21 protein-coding genes are annotated in these 20,783 nt (G+C 33.3%); 18 read left to right on the forward strand and 3 right to left on the reverse strand.

All coding sequences use genetic code 11. The annotated features are described in order from the left end of the window. Positions 1 to 28: 28 nt before the first annotated feature. Positions 29 to 559 (reverse strand): hypothetical protein, encoded by a 531-nt coding sequence (locus A9G07_RS08000; RefSeq protein WP_065734746.1) that lies wholly within the window; start codon positions 557 to 559, stop codon positions 29 to 31. A gap of 99 nt (positions 560 to 658) precedes the next feature. Beyond that, positions 659 to 1,144: a hypothetical protein gene (locus tag A9G07_RS08005; RefSeq protein ID WP_218060044.1), complete on the reverse strand. Its 486-nt coding sequence runs from the start codon at positions 1,142 to 1,144 to the stop codon at positions 659 to 661. A gap of 485 nt (positions 1,145 to 1,629) precedes the next feature. Here A9G07_RS08005 and tmk point away from each other — a divergent pair, with 485 nt between their 5' ends. The 7 genes from tmk to yciH are packed head-to-tail and all read left to right on the forward strand — an operon-like array spanning position 1,630 to position 8,253. Beyond that, positions 1,630 to 2,256 carry a dTMP kinase gene (gene tmk, locus A9G07_RS08010; protein WP_065562405.1) on the forward strand — a complete coding sequence of 209 codons (627 nt, stop codon included), beginning with the start codon at positions 1,630 to 1,632 and terminating at the stop codon, positions 2,254 to 2,256. 11 nt (positions 2,257 to 2,267) lie between these two features. After that, on the forward strand, positions 2,268 to 3,260 hold the full coding sequence (holB, locus tag A9G07_RS08015; RefSeq protein ID WP_065734826.1) for a DNA polymerase III subunit delta': 993 nt from the start codon (positions 2,268 to 2,270) through the stop codon (positions 3,258 to 3,260). 58 nt (positions 3,261 to 3,318) lie between these two features. Continuing rightward, positions 3,319 to 4,719 carry an MBOAT family O-acyltransferase gene (locus A9G07_RS08020; RefSeq protein WP_065734748.1) on the forward strand — a complete coding sequence of 467 codons (1,401 nt, stop codon included), beginning with the start codon at positions 3,319 to 3,321 and terminating at the stop codon, positions 4,717 to 4,719. A gap of 18 nt (positions 4,720 to 4,737) precedes the next feature. Further along, positions 4,738 to 6,024 (forward strand): SGNH/GDSL hydrolase family protein, encoded by a 1,287-nt coding sequence (locus A9G07_RS08025; RefSeq protein WP_065734749.1) that lies wholly within the window; start codon positions 4,738 to 4,740, stop codon positions 6,022 to 6,024. Beyond that, positions 6,017 to 7,192 (forward strand): hypothetical protein, encoded by a 1,176-nt coding sequence (locus tag A9G07_RS08030; protein WP_065734750.1) that lies wholly within the window; start codon positions 6,017 to 6,019, stop codon positions 7,190 to 7,192. The genes A9G07_RS08025 and A9G07_RS08030 overlap by 8 nt, the downstream gene beginning before the upstream one ends. 30 nt (positions 7,193 to 7,222) lie before the next feature. Further along, positions 7,223 to 7,927 (forward strand): orotidine-5'-phosphate decarboxylase, encoded by a 705-nt coding sequence (pyrF, locus tag A9G07_RS08035; protein WP_065734751.1) that lies wholly within the window; start codon positions 7,223 to 7,225, stop codon positions 7,925 to 7,927. A 5-nt stretch (positions 7,928 to 7,932) separates the two neighbouring features. Continuing rightward, a complete protein-coding gene (gene yciH, locus A9G07_RS08040; RefSeq protein WP_065562400.1) occupies positions 7,933 to 8,253 on the forward strand; it encodes a stress response translation initiation inhibitor YciH in 321 nt (106 codons plus the stop codon). Positions 8,254 to 8,315: 62 nt separating this feature from the next. Here the strand turns inward: yciH and tmaR are convergent, their stop codons facing one another. Then, positions 8,316 to 8,636: a PTS system regulator TmaR gene (gene tmaR, locus A9G07_RS08045; protein ID WP_065562399.1), complete on the reverse strand. Its 321-nt coding sequence runs from the start codon at positions 8,634 to 8,636 to the stop codon at positions 8,316 to 8,318. Positions 8,637 to 8,943: 307 nt separating this feature from the next. Between tmaR and accD the strand changes: the two genes are divergently transcribed. The 11 genes from accD to A9G07_RS08100 all read left to right on the forward strand — a co-directional run bounded on the left by accD (position 8,944) and on the right by A9G07_RS08100 (position 20,771). After that, a complete protein-coding gene (gene accD / locus A9G07_RS08050) occupies positions 8,944 to 9,834 on the forward strand; it encodes an acetyl-CoA carboxylase, carboxyltransferase subunit beta (protein WP_065734752.1) in 891 nt (296 codons plus the stop codon). Between the two features lie 3 nt (positions 9,835 to 9,837). Further along, the gene (gene folC / locus A9G07_RS08055) at positions 9,838 to 11,127 is read left to right on the forward strand and encodes a bifunctional tetrahydrofolate synthase/dihydrofolate synthase (RefSeq protein WP_442903364.1); all 1,290 of its coding nucleotides are present in this window, start codon (positions 9,838 to 9,840) and stop codon (positions 11,125 to 11,127) included. Continuing rightward, positions 11,117 to 11,671 carry an SPOR domain-containing protein gene (locus A9G07_RS08060; protein WP_065734754.1) on the forward strand — a complete coding sequence of 185 codons (555 nt, stop codon included), beginning with the start codon at positions 11,117 to 11,119 and terminating at the stop codon, positions 11,669 to 11,671. Before folC ends, A9G07_RS08060 begins: the two co-directional genes overlap by 11 nt. A gap of 70 nt (positions 11,672 to 11,741) precedes the next feature. Then, positions 11,742 to 12,227, forward strand: coding sequence for a CvpA family protein (locus A9G07_RS08065; RefSeq protein ID WP_065562475.1), 486 nt, complete (start codon positions 11,742 to 11,744; stop codon positions 12,225 to 12,227). Between the two features lie 18 nt (positions 12,228 to 12,245). After that, on the forward strand, positions 12,246 to 13,760 hold the full coding sequence (gene purF, locus A9G07_RS08070) for an amidophosphoribosyltransferase (RefSeq protein ID WP_065734755.1): 1,515 nt from the start codon (positions 12,246 to 12,248) through the stop codon (positions 13,758 to 13,760). Between the two features lie 457 nt (positions 13,761 to 14,217). Further along, on the forward strand, positions 14,218 to 16,893 hold the full coding sequence (locus A9G07_RS08075) for an inverse autotransporter beta domain-containing protein (RefSeq protein ID WP_065734756.1): 2,676 nt from the start codon (positions 14,218 to 14,220) through the stop codon (positions 16,891 to 16,893). A 117-nt stretch (positions 16,894 to 17,010) separates the two neighbouring features. Next, positions 17,011 to 18,117, forward strand: a complete 1,107-nt coding sequence (locus A9G07_RS08080; protein ID WP_065734757.1) for a hypothetical protein — start codon at positions 17,011 to 17,013, stop codon at positions 18,115 to 18,117. A gap of 126 nt (positions 18,118 to 18,243) precedes the next feature. After that, on the forward strand, positions 18,244 to 18,450 hold the full coding sequence (locus tag A9G07_RS08085) for a YheU family protein (RefSeq protein WP_065734758.1): 207 nt from the start codon (positions 18,244 to 18,246) through the stop codon (positions 18,448 to 18,450). Between the two features lie 85 nt (positions 18,451 to 18,535). Further along, on the forward strand, positions 18,536 to 19,168 hold the full coding sequence (gene crp / locus A9G07_RS08090) for a cAMP-activated global transcriptional regulator CRP (RefSeq protein ID WP_034903327.1): 633 nt from the start codon (positions 18,536 to 18,538) through the stop codon (positions 19,166 to 19,168). Positions 19,169 to 19,215: 47 nt separating this feature from the next. Continuing rightward, complete coding sequence (locus A9G07_RS08095) at positions 19,216 to 19,941, forward strand: isoprenyl transferase (RefSeq protein ID WP_065734759.1); 726 nt, start codon at positions 19,216 to 19,218, stop codon at positions 19,939 to 19,941. After that, entirely contained in the window at positions 19,935 to 20,771 is an 837-nt protein-coding gene (locus tag A9G07_RS08100; protein WP_065734760.1) for a phosphatidate cytidylyltransferase, read from the forward strand. The genes A9G07_RS08095 and A9G07_RS08100 overlap by 7 nt, the downstream gene beginning before the upstream one ends. Positions 20,772 to 20,783 lie beyond the last annotated feature (12 nt).

The raw sequence follows: 20,783 nt of genomic DNA on the forward strand, positions 1-20,783 counted from the left end.
AAATTGTTTAAAACAATTTGTTAGCAGTTTATTTCAGTTTTTTATCCATATTTTCATAGATCTTAATTGGCTTAATGGGGATTAATGTTTTATCTTTTACTTCAAACTCAGAATTATTACTGGAAACAACCATTATCTGTCCTCTTTCTAAGTTAAAATCTAAAAGTGCATATGGTTCTACAAAACCTAAAAGAGAAAACTCCCTATCCCTGTTATCCGGAGGAAATTCGTAATAGACAACTTTTTTATTATATACGTATACAACTGTATTAGAAAGATGTTGAGCTATTCCAAAGTCAGGATTCTCATCAGAAAATTCTACTTTTTTGACATCAATATTTTGTTCCTGCATTAATGTAATATAAAGTCCACTAATACTGCCACTGATTAACCAAACTTCATCCCATTTAAAATTGGTATAATCAGAGAGTTTTATGGTTTGAGGGTGATTTTCTTCTATATCTTTTAATGCTTTTTCTAAAGGTCTTTCACTGTTGCAACTGGTTAATGTTACTATTGATATGAATGTTATCACTAATAGTATTATTATTTTATTCATTTCTAATTTCTTAATATTTTTTTGCTTTAGGTATGGCCATAAACCAGACTATGTCTTCTTGTTTAACCTCTAAATTGTTTAAAACAATTTGTTAGCAGTTTATTTCAGTTTTTTATCCATATTTTCATAGATCTTAATTGGCTTAATGGGGATTAATGTTTTATCTTTTACTTCAAACTCAGAATTATTACTGGAAACAACCATTATCTGTCCTCTTTCTAAGTTAAAATCTAAAAGTGCATATGGTTCTACAAAACCTAAAAGAGAAAACTCCCTATCCCTGTTATCCGGAGGAAATTCGTAATAGACAACTTTTTTATTATATACATACACTACAGTCTTAGAAAGCTCTTGATATTTTCCATATTTCCTTTTAGGTTTTTCTACTTTTTTGACATCAATATTATGTTCTCGCATTAATATGATATACCGTCCACTAATACTGCCACTGATTATCCAAACTTCATCCCATTTAAAATTGGTATAATCAGATAAGGTTATGGTTTTAGGATGATTGTTTTTTACATCTTTTAAAACCTTTTCTAAAGGTGTTTTGTTGCAACTGGTTAATGTTACTATTGACATAAATGCGACTAATAGTAGGAGTATTTTTTTCATTCTTTGGCATTCCAGATTAATTTTGTTTTATATTCTTGTTCAGGTATGGTTGGAAATCCGCCTAATGATTTTATAATCTAAAAACTTTATTTTCTCTAGCAACACAGTGTTAAATACTAATTCATAATACTATGAATTGTTTACTAAACAAATGATAAGTGAGTGAAAAATATCAATCGATATCTCTTTTCTAGAAGGTAATAAATACAAAGTTCATATACTCAATGATTTTCCTATTAATGAACAACTTCAAACTATTTTTATTTTGATCTTATAGACGAATCGCTAATAATTAAACAGGATAGTTTTACTATGTCGGTATATTAAAAAGTACTCATATTTGATAAGTATTAACAAGGTATTTACGATACGAACTAAAATAATTGGTAAAAATAGCGTACAATAGCGCAATGTTTACTCGTTCATCAGCTTAATTAGTTTAGGAAATAAGTATGACAGGCAAATTTATTGTCATCGAAGGTTTGGAAGGCGCCGGTAAAACGACTGCCATAAATACTGTTGCGCGTGTTTTGAATCAACATCATATTTGCGATCTGCAATTTACTCGTGAACCGGGTGGTACACCGATTGCTGAAGCATTGCGTAATATTATTAAAAATGGTTTAGATAATGAGCCATTAACTGATAAAGCTGAATTACTTATGTTATATGCTGCGCGTATTCAATTAGTCGATAACGTGATTAAGCCTGCACTGAAAATGGGGAAATGGGTCATTGGTGATCGACATGATTTATCTACTCAAGCTTATCAAGGTGGCGGACGAGAGTTAGACAGAGTTTTTATCGAAACACTACACTCTCAGGTTTTAGGTAATTTTAAACCAGACTTAACGTTGTATTTAGATATTTCTCCAGAACTTGGATTGATGAGGGCAAGATCTCGAGGGCAACTTGATCGTATTGAACAACAATCACTGCCTTTTTTTGAGCGAATTCGTCAGCGTTATTTAGAGTTAGCTGAAAATGATAACACTATCATTACTATTGATGCATCAAAATCAATTACAGAAGTGACAGCTCAAATTGAAACAACATTAAATTCATGGTTAACAAATTAGGTTTCGATTTTATGATTTTCAACGAATATCCATGGCTTAAATTACCTTTTGAACAGTTAGCAGAAACGATTGTTAATCATCGCGCTCATCATGCTTTGTTAATCAATTATATTCAAGGTAGTGGTGAAGAAGAATTAATCAACTTAATAGCTAATCGATTACTCTGTCAATCTTCAAAACAGTTGGAACCATGCGGTAAATGTCATAGTTGTCAGTTATTTTTATCTCAACATCATCCTGATTATTACCAAATAACAAATGAACAGGGAAAACAATCGATTGGTATTGATCAAATACGGAATATTTCTACAAAAATCTATGAAAAATCCCAACAGGGAGGTAATAAGGTCATCTGGATTAGACATGCTGCTTTTATGACAGAAGCCGCTGCAAATGCATTGCTTAAAACGTTAGAAGAACCTCCAGAAAATACCTATATTATTTTAAGTGATAACCATAATAGTCAATTTTTACCTACAATTCATAGCCGTTGTTTTTGTTATTTTTTATCAATACCAAAATTAGAAGAATCTGTTAGTTGGCTAAAAAAACAACACGATAATCTGTATAGTGATAATGAACTTGCTACAGCTTTATTATTGAGTGAAAATGCGCCACTTAATGCGGCTATTTTATTGCAACCCGAAAAATGGCAACAGCGAAAATTATTCTGTGAAAACTTGTTACATGTCTTACCCCAAAACAATTTTTGGCAATTAGCAAAAACATTTAATTATGAGGACTTTTTGGAGCGAATCACTTGGTTTTGTGCCTTGCTAGGTGATGCATTAAAAGCGAAACAGAAGGCTGGTCGATATATTGTGAATCGTGATCAAGTTCCCTTAGTTAGACTACTTGCCACAAAAAGTAATGATGAAATTACTTCACTTTATCAACTGTGGTTACAAGCAAGAAACTTATTGTTATCGATAAATGGGTTAAATAAAGAGTTGATTGTCTATAATGTTCTTGCTCAATCACAATTAATTGGGTATCAGAAATAGACTTTATAGAATAATAAAATTTTAGGTCAATAGTAGATTTACATATGAAAGGATTGCAGTGAGTTATTTATCAATTGAATTTGGTCTAATTTTTGTAGTTCTCTTTGCTTTATATTGGTCTTTTAGATTATTACCAAAATTCCAAAATAATTTACTTTTGATTTCAAGTTACCTTATTGTTGCTAGTTATAGTGTTCAATTTGCTGTTATCCTTTTTAGCTACACTAGCGTGATATATTTCTTTTCAATAATGATTGCAACGTCTAAAAAACACGCAAAAAGATGGCTGGTTTTAGGATTAAGTGTCGCAATAATCAATTTAGCATTGTTCAAATATTTTGATTTTTTTCGATATGAATTACAGTCATTGCTTAACTATCTAAATTTATCTATATTATTGCCAGCAATAACCATTTTTATACCAATAGGCATCTCCTTTTATACGTTCCACTCGGTAAGCTATTTAGTTTCGATAAAAAAGAAAGAATTACCTGTTGCTAAATTCTCGGATTTTGCCTTATTTTTATCCTTTTTTCCTTGTATAATTGCGGGGCCAATTAATCGAGCAAAAACATTTATTCCACAAATTGTGGTGAGTCAACCTAGAGAGATTTTAGAACCCTTTCGGGCATTTACGTTAATTATTCTGGCCGTGATAAAAGTTTATTGTTTAGGTGGATTAATTAGCGAAAACTGGATAACTCCGATTTTTTCAAATCCATTAGAATACAGTACTCTTGATTTATTGGTAGGCTTATACGGTTATGCTATACAAATTTACCTGAATTTTTCTGGTTATACCGACCTTGTTACAGGTATTGCTTTATTATTAGGTTTTCGACTTCCTATCAATTTTAACTTTCCTTATTTAGCCTGTAATGTCCGCGAATTTTGGGAACGTTGGCATATTAGTTTATCTCATTGGATCCGCGATTATATTTATATCCCTCTTGGTGGCAATCGTCGTGGTTTTATTCGCACTCAAATTAATGTTATGTCAGCTATGTTATTGTCAGGTTTATGGCATGGAGCTGGGATTAATTTTGTTATTTGGGGAGGATGTCATGGTTTGGGGATTATTGTTCTTAATATATTAGATTGTTATATGGGAAGAGGTTGGATTACTCAACGTTCCCCAATTATTGCTAGATTAATTACTTGGCATTATATCTGTTTTACTTGGTTATTTTTTTATTGTGCAAGCTTACCTGACGCATTAGATTATTTAACGGCTCTAGGCCATAACTTTTTAATTGAGTCACATTATATTGAGGTATTTCTAAGTATATGTGTCATATTTTTGTTATACCCATTATTTAAAAATATTCCTGATTGGTGCGCTTTACAACTTAGCAAAATAAATCGGATTTATTTGCCTATCATTTTTATATTTATATTATGGCTAACTATCTATTTTGCACCATCTGGAGTGCCAAATTTTATTTATGCTAATTTTTGATTATGAAGAACAATAAAAATGAAATATAAAAAAACATTATCAAAAAATAGACGAAGAAATAGGCCTCAAAAAAATAGGCAACAAATTGATTTGTTCGAAAATGGCTTACATGAGCAATCAAGAGAGCATAATGCTAAGACTAAAGTATCAGAAGCTGCAATAACTCAAAAAGAATCACTTTCACCTAAATATGTTTTTATTATGCTATTGATTACCGCAATAGCATTAATAGCAATTTATCACAAATCGGTATTAATTTATTGGCAACAAACGTATCATCATGATCTATTTAATTCAGGAAGTATGACCCAAAAAATGGATCTAGACGATTCTGATGGTCGAGTAGAAGAATATTCGAAAGATGTAGTTATTGATCAAAATAATGTCATTAGCTCCATTGATGATGAGTCACATTTAAACCAACCAGTAAAAAATGTGTTAGTTATTTCACCATCCGAAATGATTAATATTAAAAAAGATAAAAAAAGGCAAAAAATTCATGTTCAACCAATATCAATTAAGCAAGAAAATACTAAATTAAGCAAAACTAGGTTTGATGGAACGCCAGTAACTGAACAGATAGATACCGAAGCTAAAGATGAAGCACCTAAAATTCAAAATATTCCATTAATTCATGAGCCGTTACCGATTGTATTAACTCAAAATGACAAAGTATTGTTTGTTGGCGACTCTTTGATGCAAGGCGTTGCACCATATGTTAAAAAAATGTTATTTAAACAATATAAAATAGAAAGTGTAAATCTAAGCAAACAAAGTACTGGGCTCGCTTATCCAAAGGCTTTCAATTGGCCAAAAACAATCAATGATAATTTAATTGCCGATCCTTCTATCAAGTTACTTGTTGTTTTTTTAGGACCTAATGATCCTTGGGACTTTCCTGTAAAAGGTTATGCTAAATACGTTAAATTTAAATCCGAGTTGTGGGAAGAACAATACCGTTTACGTATCGCCACAATTTTAAATAGTGCTAGTGAACATAATGTTCAAGTGCTTTGGCTTGCTGCTCCTTGTATGCGCAAGCCGCAACTAAATTTAGGAATGGTTTATTTAAATACGCTGTATCAGTCTGAAGTAGAAAAGAGACAACAACACTTTTTAACAACCAATCAATTATTAGGTTGTACTTATGAAACATTTAATAGTTTTATTGAATCGAATAAAGATAAAATAAAAGTTAGAGTTGATGATGGAATCCATTTTACACCTATAGGCCAAAAAATTTTAGCTAAAGCAATTATGGATAAAATCATTTTTAAACAATTTGAGGATGACGATAGTGATTAAACTTTTAAAGTATATTATTACTATAGTGACTATCACTGTTTCAGTAGGATGCAGTGTAGCAGAAAGTAAAACTGATGCACAATCGACTGTTGTTGACTTTGGTGACCCAAATGCAAAACAATTAGCTCAACGGTTAAATTCATTAGCTAGAAATAAAAATGGCAATCAAGTCGTTAATATTACACAATTTGGAGATTCGCATTCAGCAGCAGATTTTTTTACTGGTGAATTTCGAACATTAATGCAACAAAAATACGGTGATGCCGGAATTGGTTGGATTACACCTATTGCCATTAAAGGTCAAAATCATACAGCAGTTGGTTGGAAAGTAAAAGATTGGCGTGTAATAAGTAGCCGTACAGTAAGTGACGTAGATTTTCCAATGGGTGGATTTATTGCAAAAGCGACTAACGATTCAGCCACTATACAAATAATACCAAAAAGTTTAGATAACAAAAATTGGCAAGTAAAATTAACCTTCAAAGCATTGAAGAATACCCCTAATTTATTGAGTATTTATGATGCTGACGGTAAAAAAATAAATATAAGTTATTTACCCAAAAGTAGAGTTTGGCAAACGGTGTCATTTGTGACTAAAAACCCTTTTACGATTAAAGGAAACCGCGATGTTGAAATTGGAGGAATTTGGTTAAATCGCTCAAAAAAATCAGGGGTTATTGTATCTTCAATTGCAACTAATGGCGCTAAACAGAGCATATGGCAAAAATGGGGTTCAAGTTGGTTGAAAGAATTATCTGCTTCAAAAAGTGATTTAGTTATTTTTGAATACGGAACAAATGAAAGTTTTGATGAAACTTTAGATGTTAATGATTACCGCAAAAACTTAGTGAATAATATTCGCCAAATTCGTAGAGCATTACCTAATGCAGCCATTTTATTGATGACACCTCCAGATACAATGGTAAATGAAAATAGTATCCCTAAATCATTTTTAGCAATTATGAGTATTCAAAAGCAAGTAGCTAAATCTGAAAGGACGCTATATTGGAATTGGCAAGCAGCTATGGGAGGTGCTGGTTCAGTTAAAGTTTGGCAAAAACGTGGACTGACTCGACCAGATTTAGTACATCAAACCTTACAAGGCTACAAAGAAAGTGCTAAAATTTTCTATAAAGGTTTTAATGAGTTCATTAAGAAGAAAAGATAGAATATATAATTAAAAAGGAACAAATAAGTTATGTCATCTCCAATCATTGTTGCTGTTGATTTTTCAGATACTAAGTCAGCATGGAACTTTATAGACCAAGTTGATCCAAAAGATTGTCGTCTTAAAATAGGCAAAGAATTATTTACTCATGCAGGTCCTGACTTTATTAGGCAAATAAAACAAAAAGGATTTGATATCTTTTTGGATCTTAAATTCCATGATATTCCTAACACTGTTGCTAAAGCAGTAGCTGCAGCTGCCGATTTAGGTGTTTGGATGACAAATGTTCACGCTAGTGGTGGCGCTCGTATGATGGAAGCAGCAAAAGATGCGCTTTATTCATACGGTAAGGATGCACCAATGTTAATCGCAGTGACTGTATTAACGAGTATGGAGTCTTCTGATCTTAAAGAAATAGGTATTAACGTTTCACCATTAGAGCAAGCAACAAAGCTGGCATTACTGGCAAAGAATTGCGGACTCGATGGAGTTGTATGTTCTGCTAAAGAAGTACAAAGTTTTAGAACTAGACTAGGAAGTGATTTTAAATTAGTTACTCCAGGAATTCGTCCAGCAGGATCAACACCTGATGATCAGCGCCGTATTATGACACCTCAACGCGCACAAGCTGCTGGTTCAGATTATTTAGTTATTGGGCGTCCTATTACTCAAGCGGAAGACCCAACCAAAGCATTACATGCTATTCTAACAACACTAGATTTATCAAAGAGTTAATAATTATGTCTGATAACGCTATTGTTTATTCAACTGAACATGGTCGAATTACGCCAAAGCAGGCTGCTAAACCTCGTATTAAAGGCGATGGTTTTATCCGTATTTCACGCCAGACATCAGGGCGTAAAGGTAAAGGAGTTTGTGTTATTGAGGGATTCGATTTAGAGGATTCTCAGTTGATGCAATTAGCAGCTGAGCTGAAAAAGCGTTGTGGTTGCGGTGGTTCAGTTAAAGACGGGAAAATTGAAATTCAAGGCGACAAACGTGAACTATTAAAATCATTATTAGAAGATAAAGGTTTTAAAGTCAAATTTGCTGGCGGTTAATTGATTAAAAATAAAGTAATAACGCCCTATTGAGAAAAAGGGCGTTGTTATTCATAAAAACATTAATTAGAACGGTAACTACGCATTTTTTTGCTGATTTCACGTCTTTCTTTAGAAATTTCAGCATTCTTGATTATATAATCATCAACACGATCATCATAATCACTCTTCATATTAGCAATAATAGCTTGAAGTTCTTCGTAAGTCATATCAGGTTTAATGTAATCACTTAAATTTTCAAGTAATAGCACACGTTTTTGGTTATCACGAATTTTTTTCTCGTTGTCTGAAATTTCACGTTTTAATTTATTTAAACGACGTGATAAACGAATATATTCAAGTACATCTTGAAATGATGGTGCGGCTGATTTTTCCTTGTCCATCTATAACCCCTTATTTCTAAAAAATGGAAAACGATTCTGAGTTAATTATATACCAATAATTTTTTAAGGTCATACTAAATATACTTTTATTGAAAAATGTTAAATTTAAATATCAATCAAGCTTGCTGAGTTTTGTTTTAAATCAAATTTTTTGAAGTATGAAATAATAATATTTTTATAAAATTGTCGATAAATTTATCGATTTTCCTTCTAATTGCGATAAAAATAAAAACAACTATTAAGAATTATTGCAAAGTATTATACAATGTGTCGTTAATTGAAAAGAGTACCAAATGAGAGAATCATAATGAGCTGGATTGAAAAAATTCTGAGTAAAAATAATATATCGTCAGATCATAAAAAGGCAAATATTCCAGGTGGTGTTTGGACCAAATGTAGTAATTGTGAGCAGGTTATCTATCAAGCTGAACTTGATCGTAATTTAGAAGTTTGCCCAAAATGCGATCATCACATGCATATTCCTGCCCGAGTTCGCTTATATCGTTTTTTAGATGAAGGTTCTGATGTAGAGATTGGTTCAGAACTTGCTCCTAAAGATATTTTGAGGTTTAAAGATACCAAAAAATATAAAGATCGTTTAACTGCCGCTCAAAAAGAAACACATGAAAAAGAAGCGATGGTAGTAATGAAAGGCACATTACTGGGCATTCCAGTCGTTGTTGCCTGCTTTGAATTTGCTTTCATTGGTGGTTCGATGTCGTCTGTGGTTGGTGCTTTATTTACTCGAGCCGCAGAACAGGCAATTGAAGATAAATGCCCATTAATCTGTTTTTCTACCAGTGGTGGTGCCCGAATGCAAGAAGCATTATTTTCATTAATGCAAATGGCAAAAACGAGTGCTATCTTAGCAAAAATGCAAGATGAAGGTTTACCCTATATTTCTGTGATGACCGATCCAACAATGGGTGGTGTATCTGCTAGTCTAGCGATGCTAGGTGATATTAATATTGCTGAACCTAAAGCGTTAATTGGTTTTGCGGGGCCTCGAGTAATTCAACAAACAGTGCGTGAAACACTGCCAGAAGGATTCCAACGTAGCGAGTTCTTATTAGAAAAAGGTGCAATTGATATGATTATTGATCGTCGTGATATGCGCCCTAAAATTGCAGGTCTGTTAGCTAAATTAATGAAACTCCCAGTTCCTTTTGATTCTATCGTTAATGATGAGAATATTTAATTAATCATGCGAACTGAAATTCCTGATGCCATGTCTAATCTTGAAACATGGCTTTCTTATTTGGAACAATTACATCCAACGACCATTGATTTAGGACTTGAGCGTGTTAGAACAGTTGCAGAGCGTCTAGATCTTTTGCAGCCAGCCCCTTATATTTTTACGGTGGCAGGGACTAATGGCAAAGGAACGACTTGCCGCACGCTTGAGATGATATTACTTGCTGCAAATAAGCATGTTGGAGTTTACAGCTCTCCTCATTTAGTGCGTTTTACTGAAAGGGTTAGAATAGATAATCAAGAGTCAAAAGAACAAGACACAGTTGATGCATTTGTTGAAATTGAAAAAGCGAGAGGAAATATTTCCTTAACTTATTTTGAATATGCAACGTTAGCTGCATTATATCAATTTAAACAGGCTCAATTGGATGTAGTTATTCTAGAAGTAGGCTTAGGTGGAAGACTTGATGCCACCAATATTATCGATGCTGATATAGCAATTATTACTACAATCGGTATCGACCATGTAGAATATTTAGGCAATACTCGAGAAAGTATTGGTCGAGAAAAAGCAGGTATTTTTAAACCCAATAGTATTGCTATTGTTGGTGAGCCAGAGATACCATCATCTATTATAGATGTTTCTAAAACGGTGAATTGTCCTATTTATGTAGTTAATAAAGATTGGACATATCAACAAATTGATGATTCATTATGGCAATTCATTTCACCGTTAAAACAGTATGATCAATTGCCTATTCCCAATGTGCCTTTAGCTAATGCTGCTACTGCAATAGCAGCACTAACTTATTCTTCGCTTTCAATTGACCAGAATCAAATAATCGAGGGTCTTAAAAAAACAAATTTAGTTGGAAGATTTCAAACAATACAGACATCACCAATTGTAATTGTTGATGTTGCACATAATCCTCATGCTGCTAACTATTTAGCTAACCAAATTAAGTTATTGGTAAAGAAACAACCTACTATTGGTAAGATTAGGTTTGTCATTGGTATGTTGAAAGATAAAGATATTAAAAGCACTCTATCTTTATTAAATGCTGATCAATGGTATTGTGCTTCACTTTACGGTGAGCGTGGATGTAATGCTGAGGTATTAAAGCAGTATTTGCAAGATAATAAAGTAGAAAATATAACTACGTTTGAATCAGTTGATAATGCATACCAAAAGGCCATGCAAGATTCAAAAGAAGATGATATTATTGTCGTCTGTGGTTCATTTTATACTGTATCTGCCGTTTTAGATAAATTAGGCAAATGTAATCATGGATACTAATCAAGAGAAAACTACTTCAAATAAAATTAGGAATCAACTAGTTGGTTTTGCTACATTATTGCTAACTATTGCTATAATTGCACCTAATATCATTACAGATAAATCTAATTTACATACGCCTACAATTCCTATTTTACAACCAGAAGTAGTAAATGAACAAAATCAAGTGATTACATCACAAAATGAGTCAACTATTAATGGTGGTTCAGGATTTGAACAATCTTATACACCTGATTCTGATCAATATACTAGCCCTTTAGCATCACCTGATAATGATAATAGCGATGCTTCATCTATTTCTGAACAAACAGATAAGCCCTACATGATTCAACTTGGCGCATTGAAAAATAAGAAAAAAATTGAGGAATTAGTGGCATTATTAAGGCTTAACAATTATGACGTTAGAATCATTCCAAGTAATCCAGGACCTAATCAATTAATAAAATTACAGGTCGGTCCTTATGCAAAAAAAGAGCAAGCAGAGCAGTTGCTTAGTAACCTAAACAATTTAACAAAATTAAAAGGTGTTATTGTTACAAATTAAAAATTATTTTACTCTTTAATGAGTACAAACATTAAATAAAAATATTAATATAAAATTGTGAGTTATTATGATGAATTGGGTTGATTATACGATTATTGGTGTGATTATTTTATCTGCACTAATTAGTATTATTAGAGGTTTTGTTAAAGAAGCGTTATCCCTAATAAGTTGGGTTCTGGCTTTTTTTATAGCAAGTCGTTTTTACATGCATATCACTAGTTACTTAACTTATTTTGATAGTGATGTAATTCGTATTGCTGTAGCTATCGCTATTTTATTTATTGCTACACTAATTGTGTGTGCCATTGTTTCTTATATTATTGGGCAATTGGTTCAAAAAACAGGACTATCAGGTACAGATCGCGTATTAGGTATTTGTTTTGGTGTATTAAGGGGTATTTTAGTTGTGGCGGCAGTGCTCTTTTTTGTCGATACTTTCACACCGTTATCCCAATCTCCTGAATGGGAGCAATCGCAGCTAATTCCGCATTTTCATTTTATTATTCGTTGGTTTTTTGATTTTATACAGCAGTCGTCTTCATTTTTAGTTCAATAACTTTGAGGTAATCATTGTATGTGTGGTGTTGTTGGTATTGTAGGATGCAGTACAGTTAATCAATCTATTTATGACGCTTTAACTGTTTTGCAGCATCGAGGACAAGATGCTGCGGGGATTGTAACTATCGACGAGCAAAATCGTTTTCGCTTACGTAAAGCAAATGGTTTAGTTAAAGATGTATTTCAAGAACATCATATGTTGCGTTTACAAGGTAATTTAGGAATAGGGCATATTCGCTATCCCACTGCGGGCAGCTCAAGTCCTTCAGAAGCGCAACCATTTTATGTCAATTCACCTTATGGTATTGCACTTGCACACAATGGTAATTTAACTAATACTGACCAATTAAGAAATAAAGTATTTGAATTAGCAAGACGCCACATTAATACAAGCTCTGATTCAGAAGTATTACTTAATATTTTTGCTAGCGAACTTGATAAATTCCCTACCTATCCATTAACTGCAGAAAATATTTTCACCGCTATCAATCGGGTACATCAAATCATTAAAGGTGCTTATGCATGTGTTGCAATGATTATTGGACATGGATTAGTCGCATTTCGTGACCCATATGGTATTCGTCCTTTGGTGATAGGTAAAAAAGTGCTTGATAATCAAAAGACAGAATATATGGTTGCATCGGAAAGTGTTGCTTTAGATATTCTCGATTTTGAATTTATGCGTGATGTTGAACCAGGTGAAGCTATCTATATTACTCAAGATGGACAACTTTATTCAAAACAATGTGCAAATAATCCTCAATATTATCCATGTATTTTTGAATATGTTTATTTTGCCCGCCCTGACTCATTGATGAATGGTGTTTCAGTATATCAATCCCGTATATTAATGGGACAGAAACTAGGTCAAAAAATTGCTAGAGAATGGAAAGACATTGATATTGATGTAGTAATTCCTATTCCTGAAACATCATGTGATGCCGCGCTTGAAATTGCTAGAATTCTGAATAAACCCTATCGACAAGGATTTGTTAAAAACCGTTATGTTGGACGTACTTTTATCATGCCAGGTCAAGCGGAACGAAAACTTTCAGTAAGAAGAAAGCTAAATGCTAATCGTATTGAATTTGAAGGTAAGAATGTTCTTCTAGTTGATGATTCTATTGTTCGAGGAACGACATCGGAAAAAATACTTGAGATGGTGCGTTCAGTTGGTGCTAAAAAAGTTTATCTCGCTTCGGCAGCGCCTGAAATTAGACATCCTAATGTTTATGGTATTGATATGCCAGTTGCTAGTGAACTTATAGCTTATAACCGCTCTGTTGGTCAAATTGCCAAAGAAATTGGAGCAGATAAATTAATATTTCAAGATCTTTCGGATTTAATTGATTGTATTAAAGAGCAAAATCCTAATATTCATCATCTAGAATGTTCTGTTTTTGATGGAAAATATGTTACTGAAGGAATTGATGATAATTATTTTGATACGCTAGAGCATCACAGAGCTGAAAACAAATCAATCACGCCAGAATCTGAAAATCTTGAAATTTATAATGAAGGTCAATACTAGTCATTTAATTTTCTAAAATATAACCTAAAGTCATAAATAAGCTTGAAGTGAACAGTTCAAGCTTATTTTCATCCCCAAAATTAGCCTTTCTTCTTTACAATTGACATATTGTTGTTTGATTTCTATTACTAAAAAGTAATATAAAATTGATTAATTAATAAAAATAGTAAGTTTTAAACAAAAATATAATTAATTAACTTGTTGATTAATATATCAAAAAACCGTCTTTACAAAAAGATGTCAAAAAAAGTTACAAAATAGTTTTATAAATTACATTTATGTAATAAAATCCTCCTAAACTTAGCTGTTTTGTAAAGAAGTTTTAGTTTTTAGGCGAATAATATTTAGTTTTAAAATCGCATATTAAAAACAACACATTAAATAATAAAAACTTTACTTACAACGTAAATAAATACGATGCATTTGTAAAGTTAGTGAGATATAAGGAATGACTACGGTGAGAAAGAATCTTAGATTAAGAGTTATCTCAGCATTTGTAATAGCTACGTTAAGTTGGAATTATGCTTATGCTATTGATACTCAGCTATCGTCGAATGAGGTTGATAGTAATAAAATCATTGAATTAAAAAATGGTACTAAAGCTCGAGAAATGATTAATAATCAAAAACGCAGTTTGTACCAAATTGCATTATTAAGCAATATTTCAATTTCTGAATTACGAGCTATGAATGCAGGTCGTTTCGATAAAAAAGATATGGTTGAAGTCGATGAACGACTAGTTTTACCTGAAAATTCTCCTTTATTACCTGCAATAAATAATAATAATAAAAAAGATAAATACTCAAATTTACCTTCGCTAGGCTCTGATGATAGTTACGATGTAAAAAAAGACAAAGATGCACTATCAAGCCAAGTTGCTACCACCTTGCAAACTCTTGCAACTCAAGATTGGAAAAATATTACTTCAGCAGATAATGGCGGTATCTCTGGCCATTTGAAAAACAAAGGTAAAGATTATGCTGAAAACTATGTTCGCAATGGTATTCATTCACAAGTAGTCGATCCTCTTCGTAGCGCTGCTCAAAATTTTTTAGGGCGTTTTGGTACTGCTCAATTACAGTTCGATTTAGGCGATAAGGGTGAATTCAATAATATCAATGTTAAATTATTTAGCCCATTGATTGATACTGACAGCACATTGATTTTTAGTCAGTTATCATTCCAAGAATATGAACATAATCGTCATATTGGTAACTTTGGTATTGGTCAACGTTGGGATGTTGCTGATAATACATGGTTATTAGGATATAACGCCTTTCTTGATCATGATTTCCAACGTTCACACAATCGTTTAGGCCTAGGTGCTGAAGCTTGGACTGATTATATGAAGTTCGCAGCTAACTATTATCATCCATTATCTGATTGGAAAGATTCAAGAGACTTTGATGACTATTTAGAACGAGCTGCTAGAGGTTTTGATATTCGCTTTCAGGGCTATTTACCTCAATATCCTCATTTAGGCGGATCACTTATGTATGAACAATACTATGGTGATAAGGTTGCTTTATTTGGTAAGGATAATTTACAAAAAGATCCAAGAGCGATCACAGTCGGATTGGATTATACCCCGGTTCCTTTATTTACCGTTAAAGCTCAACATAAGCGCGGACAGGATAGTAAAAAAGTCACATCTGCTGAATTAACCATGAATTATCGTATTGGTACACCGTTAAAAGATCAGCTAGATCCGGATATGGTTCAAGCGGCTCGTTCTTTAAAAGGCAGTCGATATGATTTAGTTGATCGTAATAACTATATCGTTCTTGAATATAAAGAAAAGAAAATGACTGTTGATTTAGGGTTAGATTCTCTTCAATTACTCGAAGGTACTACTCATGATCTAGTTATAGGTGTTCATAACGCCAAAGGTATATCAAGCTTAGCTTGGTCAGGCAATATGCAAGATATTGATAATGGTGGTGGTTTCTTGTGTTCTGCTGCGGGAGTATGTACTAGCTCTTCATGGTTAACACCTCCTGCTGATGTTAAGAATTGGAAGATTGTTGCACCTAGTTATGTAGATCGAAATGGGAACAGATTGCCAATTAGTACAAATGGCGTTTATAGCCTAGCAGTAACGGTTACTGATAGCAAAGGAAAATCAGCAACATCTAATTCAGTTTCGTTTGAAGTTCTTCCTAATTTAAGTATTCGTAAAATAGGTGTTTGGGCGGTTGATAGCTCAGGAGATCCAGCAACTTCTGTGCAAAATACAGCTGATGGTACAGCTTCAGTAACGCTATTAGCTAGTTTGGTTACCCCTGGAACACCTACTGGAAGTGGAAGCTTTGGGGATGGTTATGATGGTTTTAGTGACCAATCATTGATGTCTAAAGTAGGCAATACATTCAAATCCTCAGTAGTTGATTTATGGACAGCAACCAGTAATGGTACAAAAGTCACTTTGATTGATGGTACTTCTGGTACGGTAAGAAGTTGCCCTACCTCAGAACGTTGTGTCATTGTTAAATCTTTTGAAAAAGTCAAAATGGGTGACAGCATTTCAGCAAATGCTTCTACCGCAGCAGGCACAACAGCTATTGGTGATACTTATACCATCGACGTTGCGTCAAACTTTGATGGAGCAGTTGATTTTTCTATCAAATTAGATGGTTATGGTCAGTCTTTCAACAAAGCTACGGTTAATTTTGGTGGTGGTAGAGCGGGCTACATTAAAGTATATCGTAGTGATGGCACTTTAGTTGCTAGACAAAATGGAAACGTACTTGATTTTGAACCAGGTATTACTGGATGGTATGTAGGTACTGAATATACCGTAAAAGCTTATGTCGATGATACTGAAGCTGTAGAAATTACCAACCCATTTGTTATCTGGTCACTTGTTGGTTCAAATAGCCCGGCGTGTCCTGGAAGTGCAATGACAACATTACCAAGTTATGTTGATAGTCCTAATGGCCCTTGGTTTAATGTAAGTATGGGACCAAATGCACCTTACACTATTAGAACTAATATGACTAGTTATGCAACAACAGGCACAAGTATTCCTGCTGTGGCTGGAGCTCCTACATATTTAGATCTAAACCAGGTAACAGCATCACCAGTAGCATGTGCTGGAGATCAAGGATTTAAATTACAAGTTTCAGTTAATTAAAAAAGTTTTTAATCATCTTCGAATTATCGAAGGTGATTTAAAAGGCAACACCAATAAAAACGGTGTATTTATATAAATATAACATGTTAATTTATTAGAGAAAATAGGAAGTTAAACATGAAAAAATTAGCAATTAAAAAAGTTGCATTAAGTTTGTTTTTAGCAGGTTATGCTGCTAGCAGTGCTTATGCATTAGATCCAGCAATAACTCAAAATTCAATAGTAGGTAATGCACCAGTAATTTGGTCAAAAGGTTCACATAGTGGCGCCCCAGCTGAAAGATCTTTGACTCTTCGTATTTCAAATGATACAACAGGTGCAACATCTCTTGGTCGTAATGAAAAAGCTAAAGTTGGTAATTACATTCATATCTTTTATGACTTAGTAGATGCAGATGGAGATGAAGATTCAACTACTAAAAAGGCTGTAGCAAATACACTTACAGTTTATGCTAAAATCGGCACTGCTACTGCTTGGACTGAAATTACAGATATAACTAAAGATTTTGCAGTCAATGGTCAAGAAGGTCATATTTCTTTCCAAATTACTCCTTCTATGGCGGGTGCTACAAAAATCGGTTTCAAACTTGAAGAAATTACTCCTTATGGTGCTCCAAGAGAAAATCAATGGTTATGGGTAAGTGATATTTGGGATGGTACTACTACTCCAGGTACTGGTGGTTCTAATCCTCCAGATCCAGGTACAGATCCACACGGTCCTGGTGATAAAGATCCTGATGTCCCTGGAGGCCCTATTGAATATCCTGGTTCTACAATGTTAGGTATATTTAAATATACTACTTCAGGTAGTGTAGATTTCGCGCATAACCTTGCTGATAGATCTTCTACTGAAATACCAAAATATGGTGATAAACTAGCGGCTGTTGTTTGGTTGAAAGCAGATTCAACTAGTACTAGCACAACGCCTAACTTCACTACTGGTACTGGAGGAGATACAAACCAATCAGCATCTTACACATTTACATGGAGTCTAGAGGGTGATAATGCTGCTGCACTTCCATCAGATGAAACAGCTCAAAATGCTGCTGATACTCTAACTGCTGTACAACCTGGAGATGCAGATGCTAGCTCAGAGGGTTATAGCGTGCTTAAGTTAGGTGGCACTGGTAGTGTAAAACATAATACAGTATACGGTAGCTTAAATAATGGCGATGGCTATAAAGCAGGTATTCAAGGCTTCAAACTTAAAGTTACTGCAAACTAATCATTATTTAATGAAACTAATTAAAACCACTCAACTGAGTGGTTTTTTTATTTAATATTCCGTATGCACTTCTTATAATTAACTTGTTAAAATAAATTAATGTAAGTTAACTCAGCAAATATAATTATGATAATTCCTTGGCAATCTCTTGATTCAACTACATTAAACAATCTAATAGAATACTTTGTTTTACGTGAAGGGACTGATTATGGTGAGCAAGAAAAATCACTTGAAGATAAAGTGAATGATGTAAAACTACATTTAATTAATGGTTCAGCTGCAATTTTTTGGTCTGAATTACATGAAACAGTAGACATTAAATTTATTAAATAATGATTAAAATCATTTTAGTGAGTATATGATTTATTCTGTAACTTTGTTATAGTGTTACTGTAGTAATTTGAATAGAGAGGAAGGAATAATGATTGGTAAACAGCAATCAGATACAACATTGGAATGGTTTTTATCTCATTGCCATATTCATAAATATCCAGCTAAAAGCACCCTTATTCATCAAGGTGAAAAAGCCGAAACTCTCTATTATATTTTAAAAGGATCTGTAGCGGTATTGATTAAAGATGATGAAGGTAATGAAATGATTTTGTCGTATTTAAACCAAAATCAATTCTTAGGTGAATTAGGTCTTTTTGAAGAAGGTACAGAACGTAGTGCTTGGGTTAAAGCAAAAACAAGTTGTGAAGTGGCCGAAATATCCTATAAAAAATTTAAACAGCTAGTGCAAGTTAACCCAGATATATTAATGCGATTAGCTAGTCAAATGGCAAGCCGGTTACAAGTTACATCAGAAAAAGTCAGTAATCTAGCTTTCTTAGATGTCGCTGGCCGAATTGCACAAACACTATTAAACTTAACTAAACAGCCTGATGCGATGACTCACCCAGATGGTATGCAAATAAAAATAACCCGCCAAGAGATTGGGCAAATTGTCGGCTGTTCACGTGAAACCGTTGGAAGAATTTTAAAAATGCTTGAAGATCAACACCTAATTTCAGCACATGGTAAGACGATAGTTGTTTATGGCACCCGTTGATTTATCGAAATTATCATTAATATGATAGATATATAACGAGATTATACATGACACAATATATTCCCAACCATGTGGCGATTATTATGGATGGTAATGGTCGATGGGCTAAGCAAAGAAATCAATTACGCGCTAAAGGCCATCGAGCTGGTTTAAAAGCGGTGCGTAAAATTGTCACATATGCAGCAAAATTAGATGTAAAAGTGCTTACTTTATATGCTTTTAGTAGTGAAAATTGGAAACGTCCAGCTAATGAAGTTACTGCTTTAATTTCACTGTTTATTTATGCGTTAAATCGCGAAATTAAAAATTTAAATAAAAATAATGTTCGATTAAATATCATTGGTGATATATCAAAATTTAATCAAAATCTTCAAAATCTTATTATTAATGCTCAGCTTTTAACCAAAGATAATACTGGCCTTACCTTGAATATTGCAGCTAATTATGGTGGTCGTTGGGATATTGTTGAATCAGCTAAAAAAATAGCTTCACAAGCTTTAGATGGTAAAATAACGCCACAGGATATCAATGAGGAATATTTTGGCTCGATTATTTGTATGAATGATTTACCTGAAGTTGATTTAGTTATTCGCACCGGTGGCGAATACCGAATTAGTAATTTTTTATTATGGCAATGTGCATACGCAGAATTGTATTTTACTGACACATTGTGGCCTGATTTTAATCAGGCATCATTTGATGAAGCGATAAATATTTTTAACACTAGAGAACGGCGTTTTGGTGGCGTTCTAAATGAGGACCTTTCATGCTAATCCAGCGTATTTTAACTGCCATCGTACTTATTCCCCTTGTTATTATTGCACTATTTTTTGCACCTTTATCGATATTTTCTTATTTAATCATCGCTGTTTGTGCATTAGCAGCATGGGAATGGCGTAATTTTTTAGCAAAAAGAACCGAGAAAACAGTTCTTTTGTTTTTTATTGTTTTTTCAATAGTTTTGCTTTACTTCATCCCCATTGAGTCAACACTAAAAAGTCAGTTATTTGCTTTAATAATTTGCTTATCAGTTATTTGGTGGTTAACCGCTTTGTTATTAGTTGTAGGTTATCCTAACTCAGCAAAATACTGGTCTAAATCATCATTAATTAAGCTGTTGTTTGCTTTTTTTACCTTAGTCCCTTTTTTTATAGGAATGCTTGAATTACGAACTATTAATTACAGTGTTAATAGTTATACTGGGGCTATTTGGTTGCTCTATGTATTTGTGTTAGTATGGGCAACCGATACAGGTGCTTATTTTGCTGGAAGAGCGATTGGTAAACGGAAATTAGCTGTTAAAGTCTCACCAGGAAAGACGGTAGAAGGTTTTATCGGTGGTGTCAGTTTAGCAACTTTAGTTTGTGTGATCGCTTACTTAACTGGTTATTTTAATATTAATTTTACTCAATTTTTATTTAGCTCCCTATTGGCTATTTTGGCTTCGGTATTAGGTGACCTGACTGAAAGCATGTTTAAGCGTGAAGCAGGAATTAAAGATAGTGGAAATCTTATCCCAGGACATGGTGGTATTTTAGATCGTATTGATAGTTTAACGTCGGCAGTTCCTGTATTTGCTGTATTATCTTTGCATTTATTCTAAAGGGTTACTGAT

This window comes from Gilliamella sp. wkB72, from assembly GCF_001693745.1.
In the GTDB taxonomy this organism is placed as follows: domain Bacteria; phylum Pseudomonadota; class Gammaproteobacteria; order Enterobacterales; family Orbaceae; genus Gilliamella; species Gilliamella apicola_E.

What these genes read in the sequence shown, in the direction of transcription:
- pyrF (WP_065734751.1), top strand. Translation starts at nt 7,223, where the DNA reads ATGTCATCTCCAATCATTGTTGCTGTTGATTTTTCAGATACTAAGTCA.
- A9G07_RS08005 (WP_218060044.1), bottom strand. Translation starts at nt 1,144, where the DNA reads ATGTCAATAGTAACATTAACCAGTTGCAACAAAACACCTTTAGAAAAG.
- A9G07_RS08080 (WP_065734757.1), top strand. Translation starts at nt 17,011, where the DNA reads ATGAAAAAATTAGCAATTAAAAAAGTTGCATTAAGTTTGTTTTTAGCA.
- A9G07_RS08000 (WP_065734746.1), bottom strand. Translation starts at nt 559, where the DNA reads ATGAATAAAATAATAATACTATTAGTGATAACATTCATATCAATAGTA.
- tmk (WP_065562405.1), top strand. Translation starts at nt 1,630, where the DNA reads ATGACAGGCAAATTTATTGTCATCGAAGGTTTGGAAGGCGCCGGTAAA.
- A9G07_RS08065 (WP_065562475.1), top strand. Translation starts at nt 11,742, where the DNA reads ATGAATTGGGTTGATTATACGATTATTGGTGTGATTATTTTATCTGCA.
- A9G07_RS08095 (WP_065734759.1), top strand. Translation starts at nt 19,216, where the DNA reads ATGACACAATATATTCCCAACCATGTGGCGATTATTATGGATGGTAAT.
- A9G07_RS08025 (WP_065734749.1), top strand. Translation starts at nt 4,738, where the DNA reads ATGAAATATAAAAAAACATTATCAAAAAATAGACGAAGAAATAGGCCT.
- purF (WP_065734755.1), top strand. Translation starts at nt 12,246, where the DNA reads ATGTGTGGTGTTGTTGGTATTGTAGGATGCAGTACAGTTAATCAATCT.
- accD (WP_065734752.1), top strand. Translation starts at nt 8,944, where the DNA reads ATGAGCTGGATTGAAAAAATTCTGAGTAAAAATAATATATCGTCAGAT.
- tmaR (WP_065562399.1), bottom strand. Translation starts at nt 8,636, where the DNA reads ATGGACAAGGAAAAATCAGCCGCACCATCATTTCAAGATGTACTTGAA.
- yciH (WP_065562400.1), top strand. Translation starts at nt 7,933, where the DNA reads ATGTCTGATAACGCTATTGTTTATTCAACTGAACATGGTCGAATTACG.
- A9G07_RS08085 (WP_065734758.1), top strand. Translation starts at nt 18,244, where the DNA reads ATGATAATTCCTTGGCAATCTCTTGATTCAACTACATTAAACAATCTA.
- A9G07_RS08100 (WP_065734760.1), top strand. Translation starts at nt 19,935, where the DNA reads ATGCTAATCCAGCGTATTTTAACTGCCATCGTACTTATTCCCCTTGTT.
- A9G07_RS08060 (WP_065734754.1), top strand. Translation starts at nt 11,117, where the DNA reads ATGGATACTAATCAAGAGAAAACTACTTCAAATAAAATTAGGAATCAA.
- holB (WP_065734826.1), top strand. Translation starts at nt 2,268, where the DNA reads ATGATTTTCAACGAATATCCATGGCTTAAATTACCTTTTGAACAGTTA.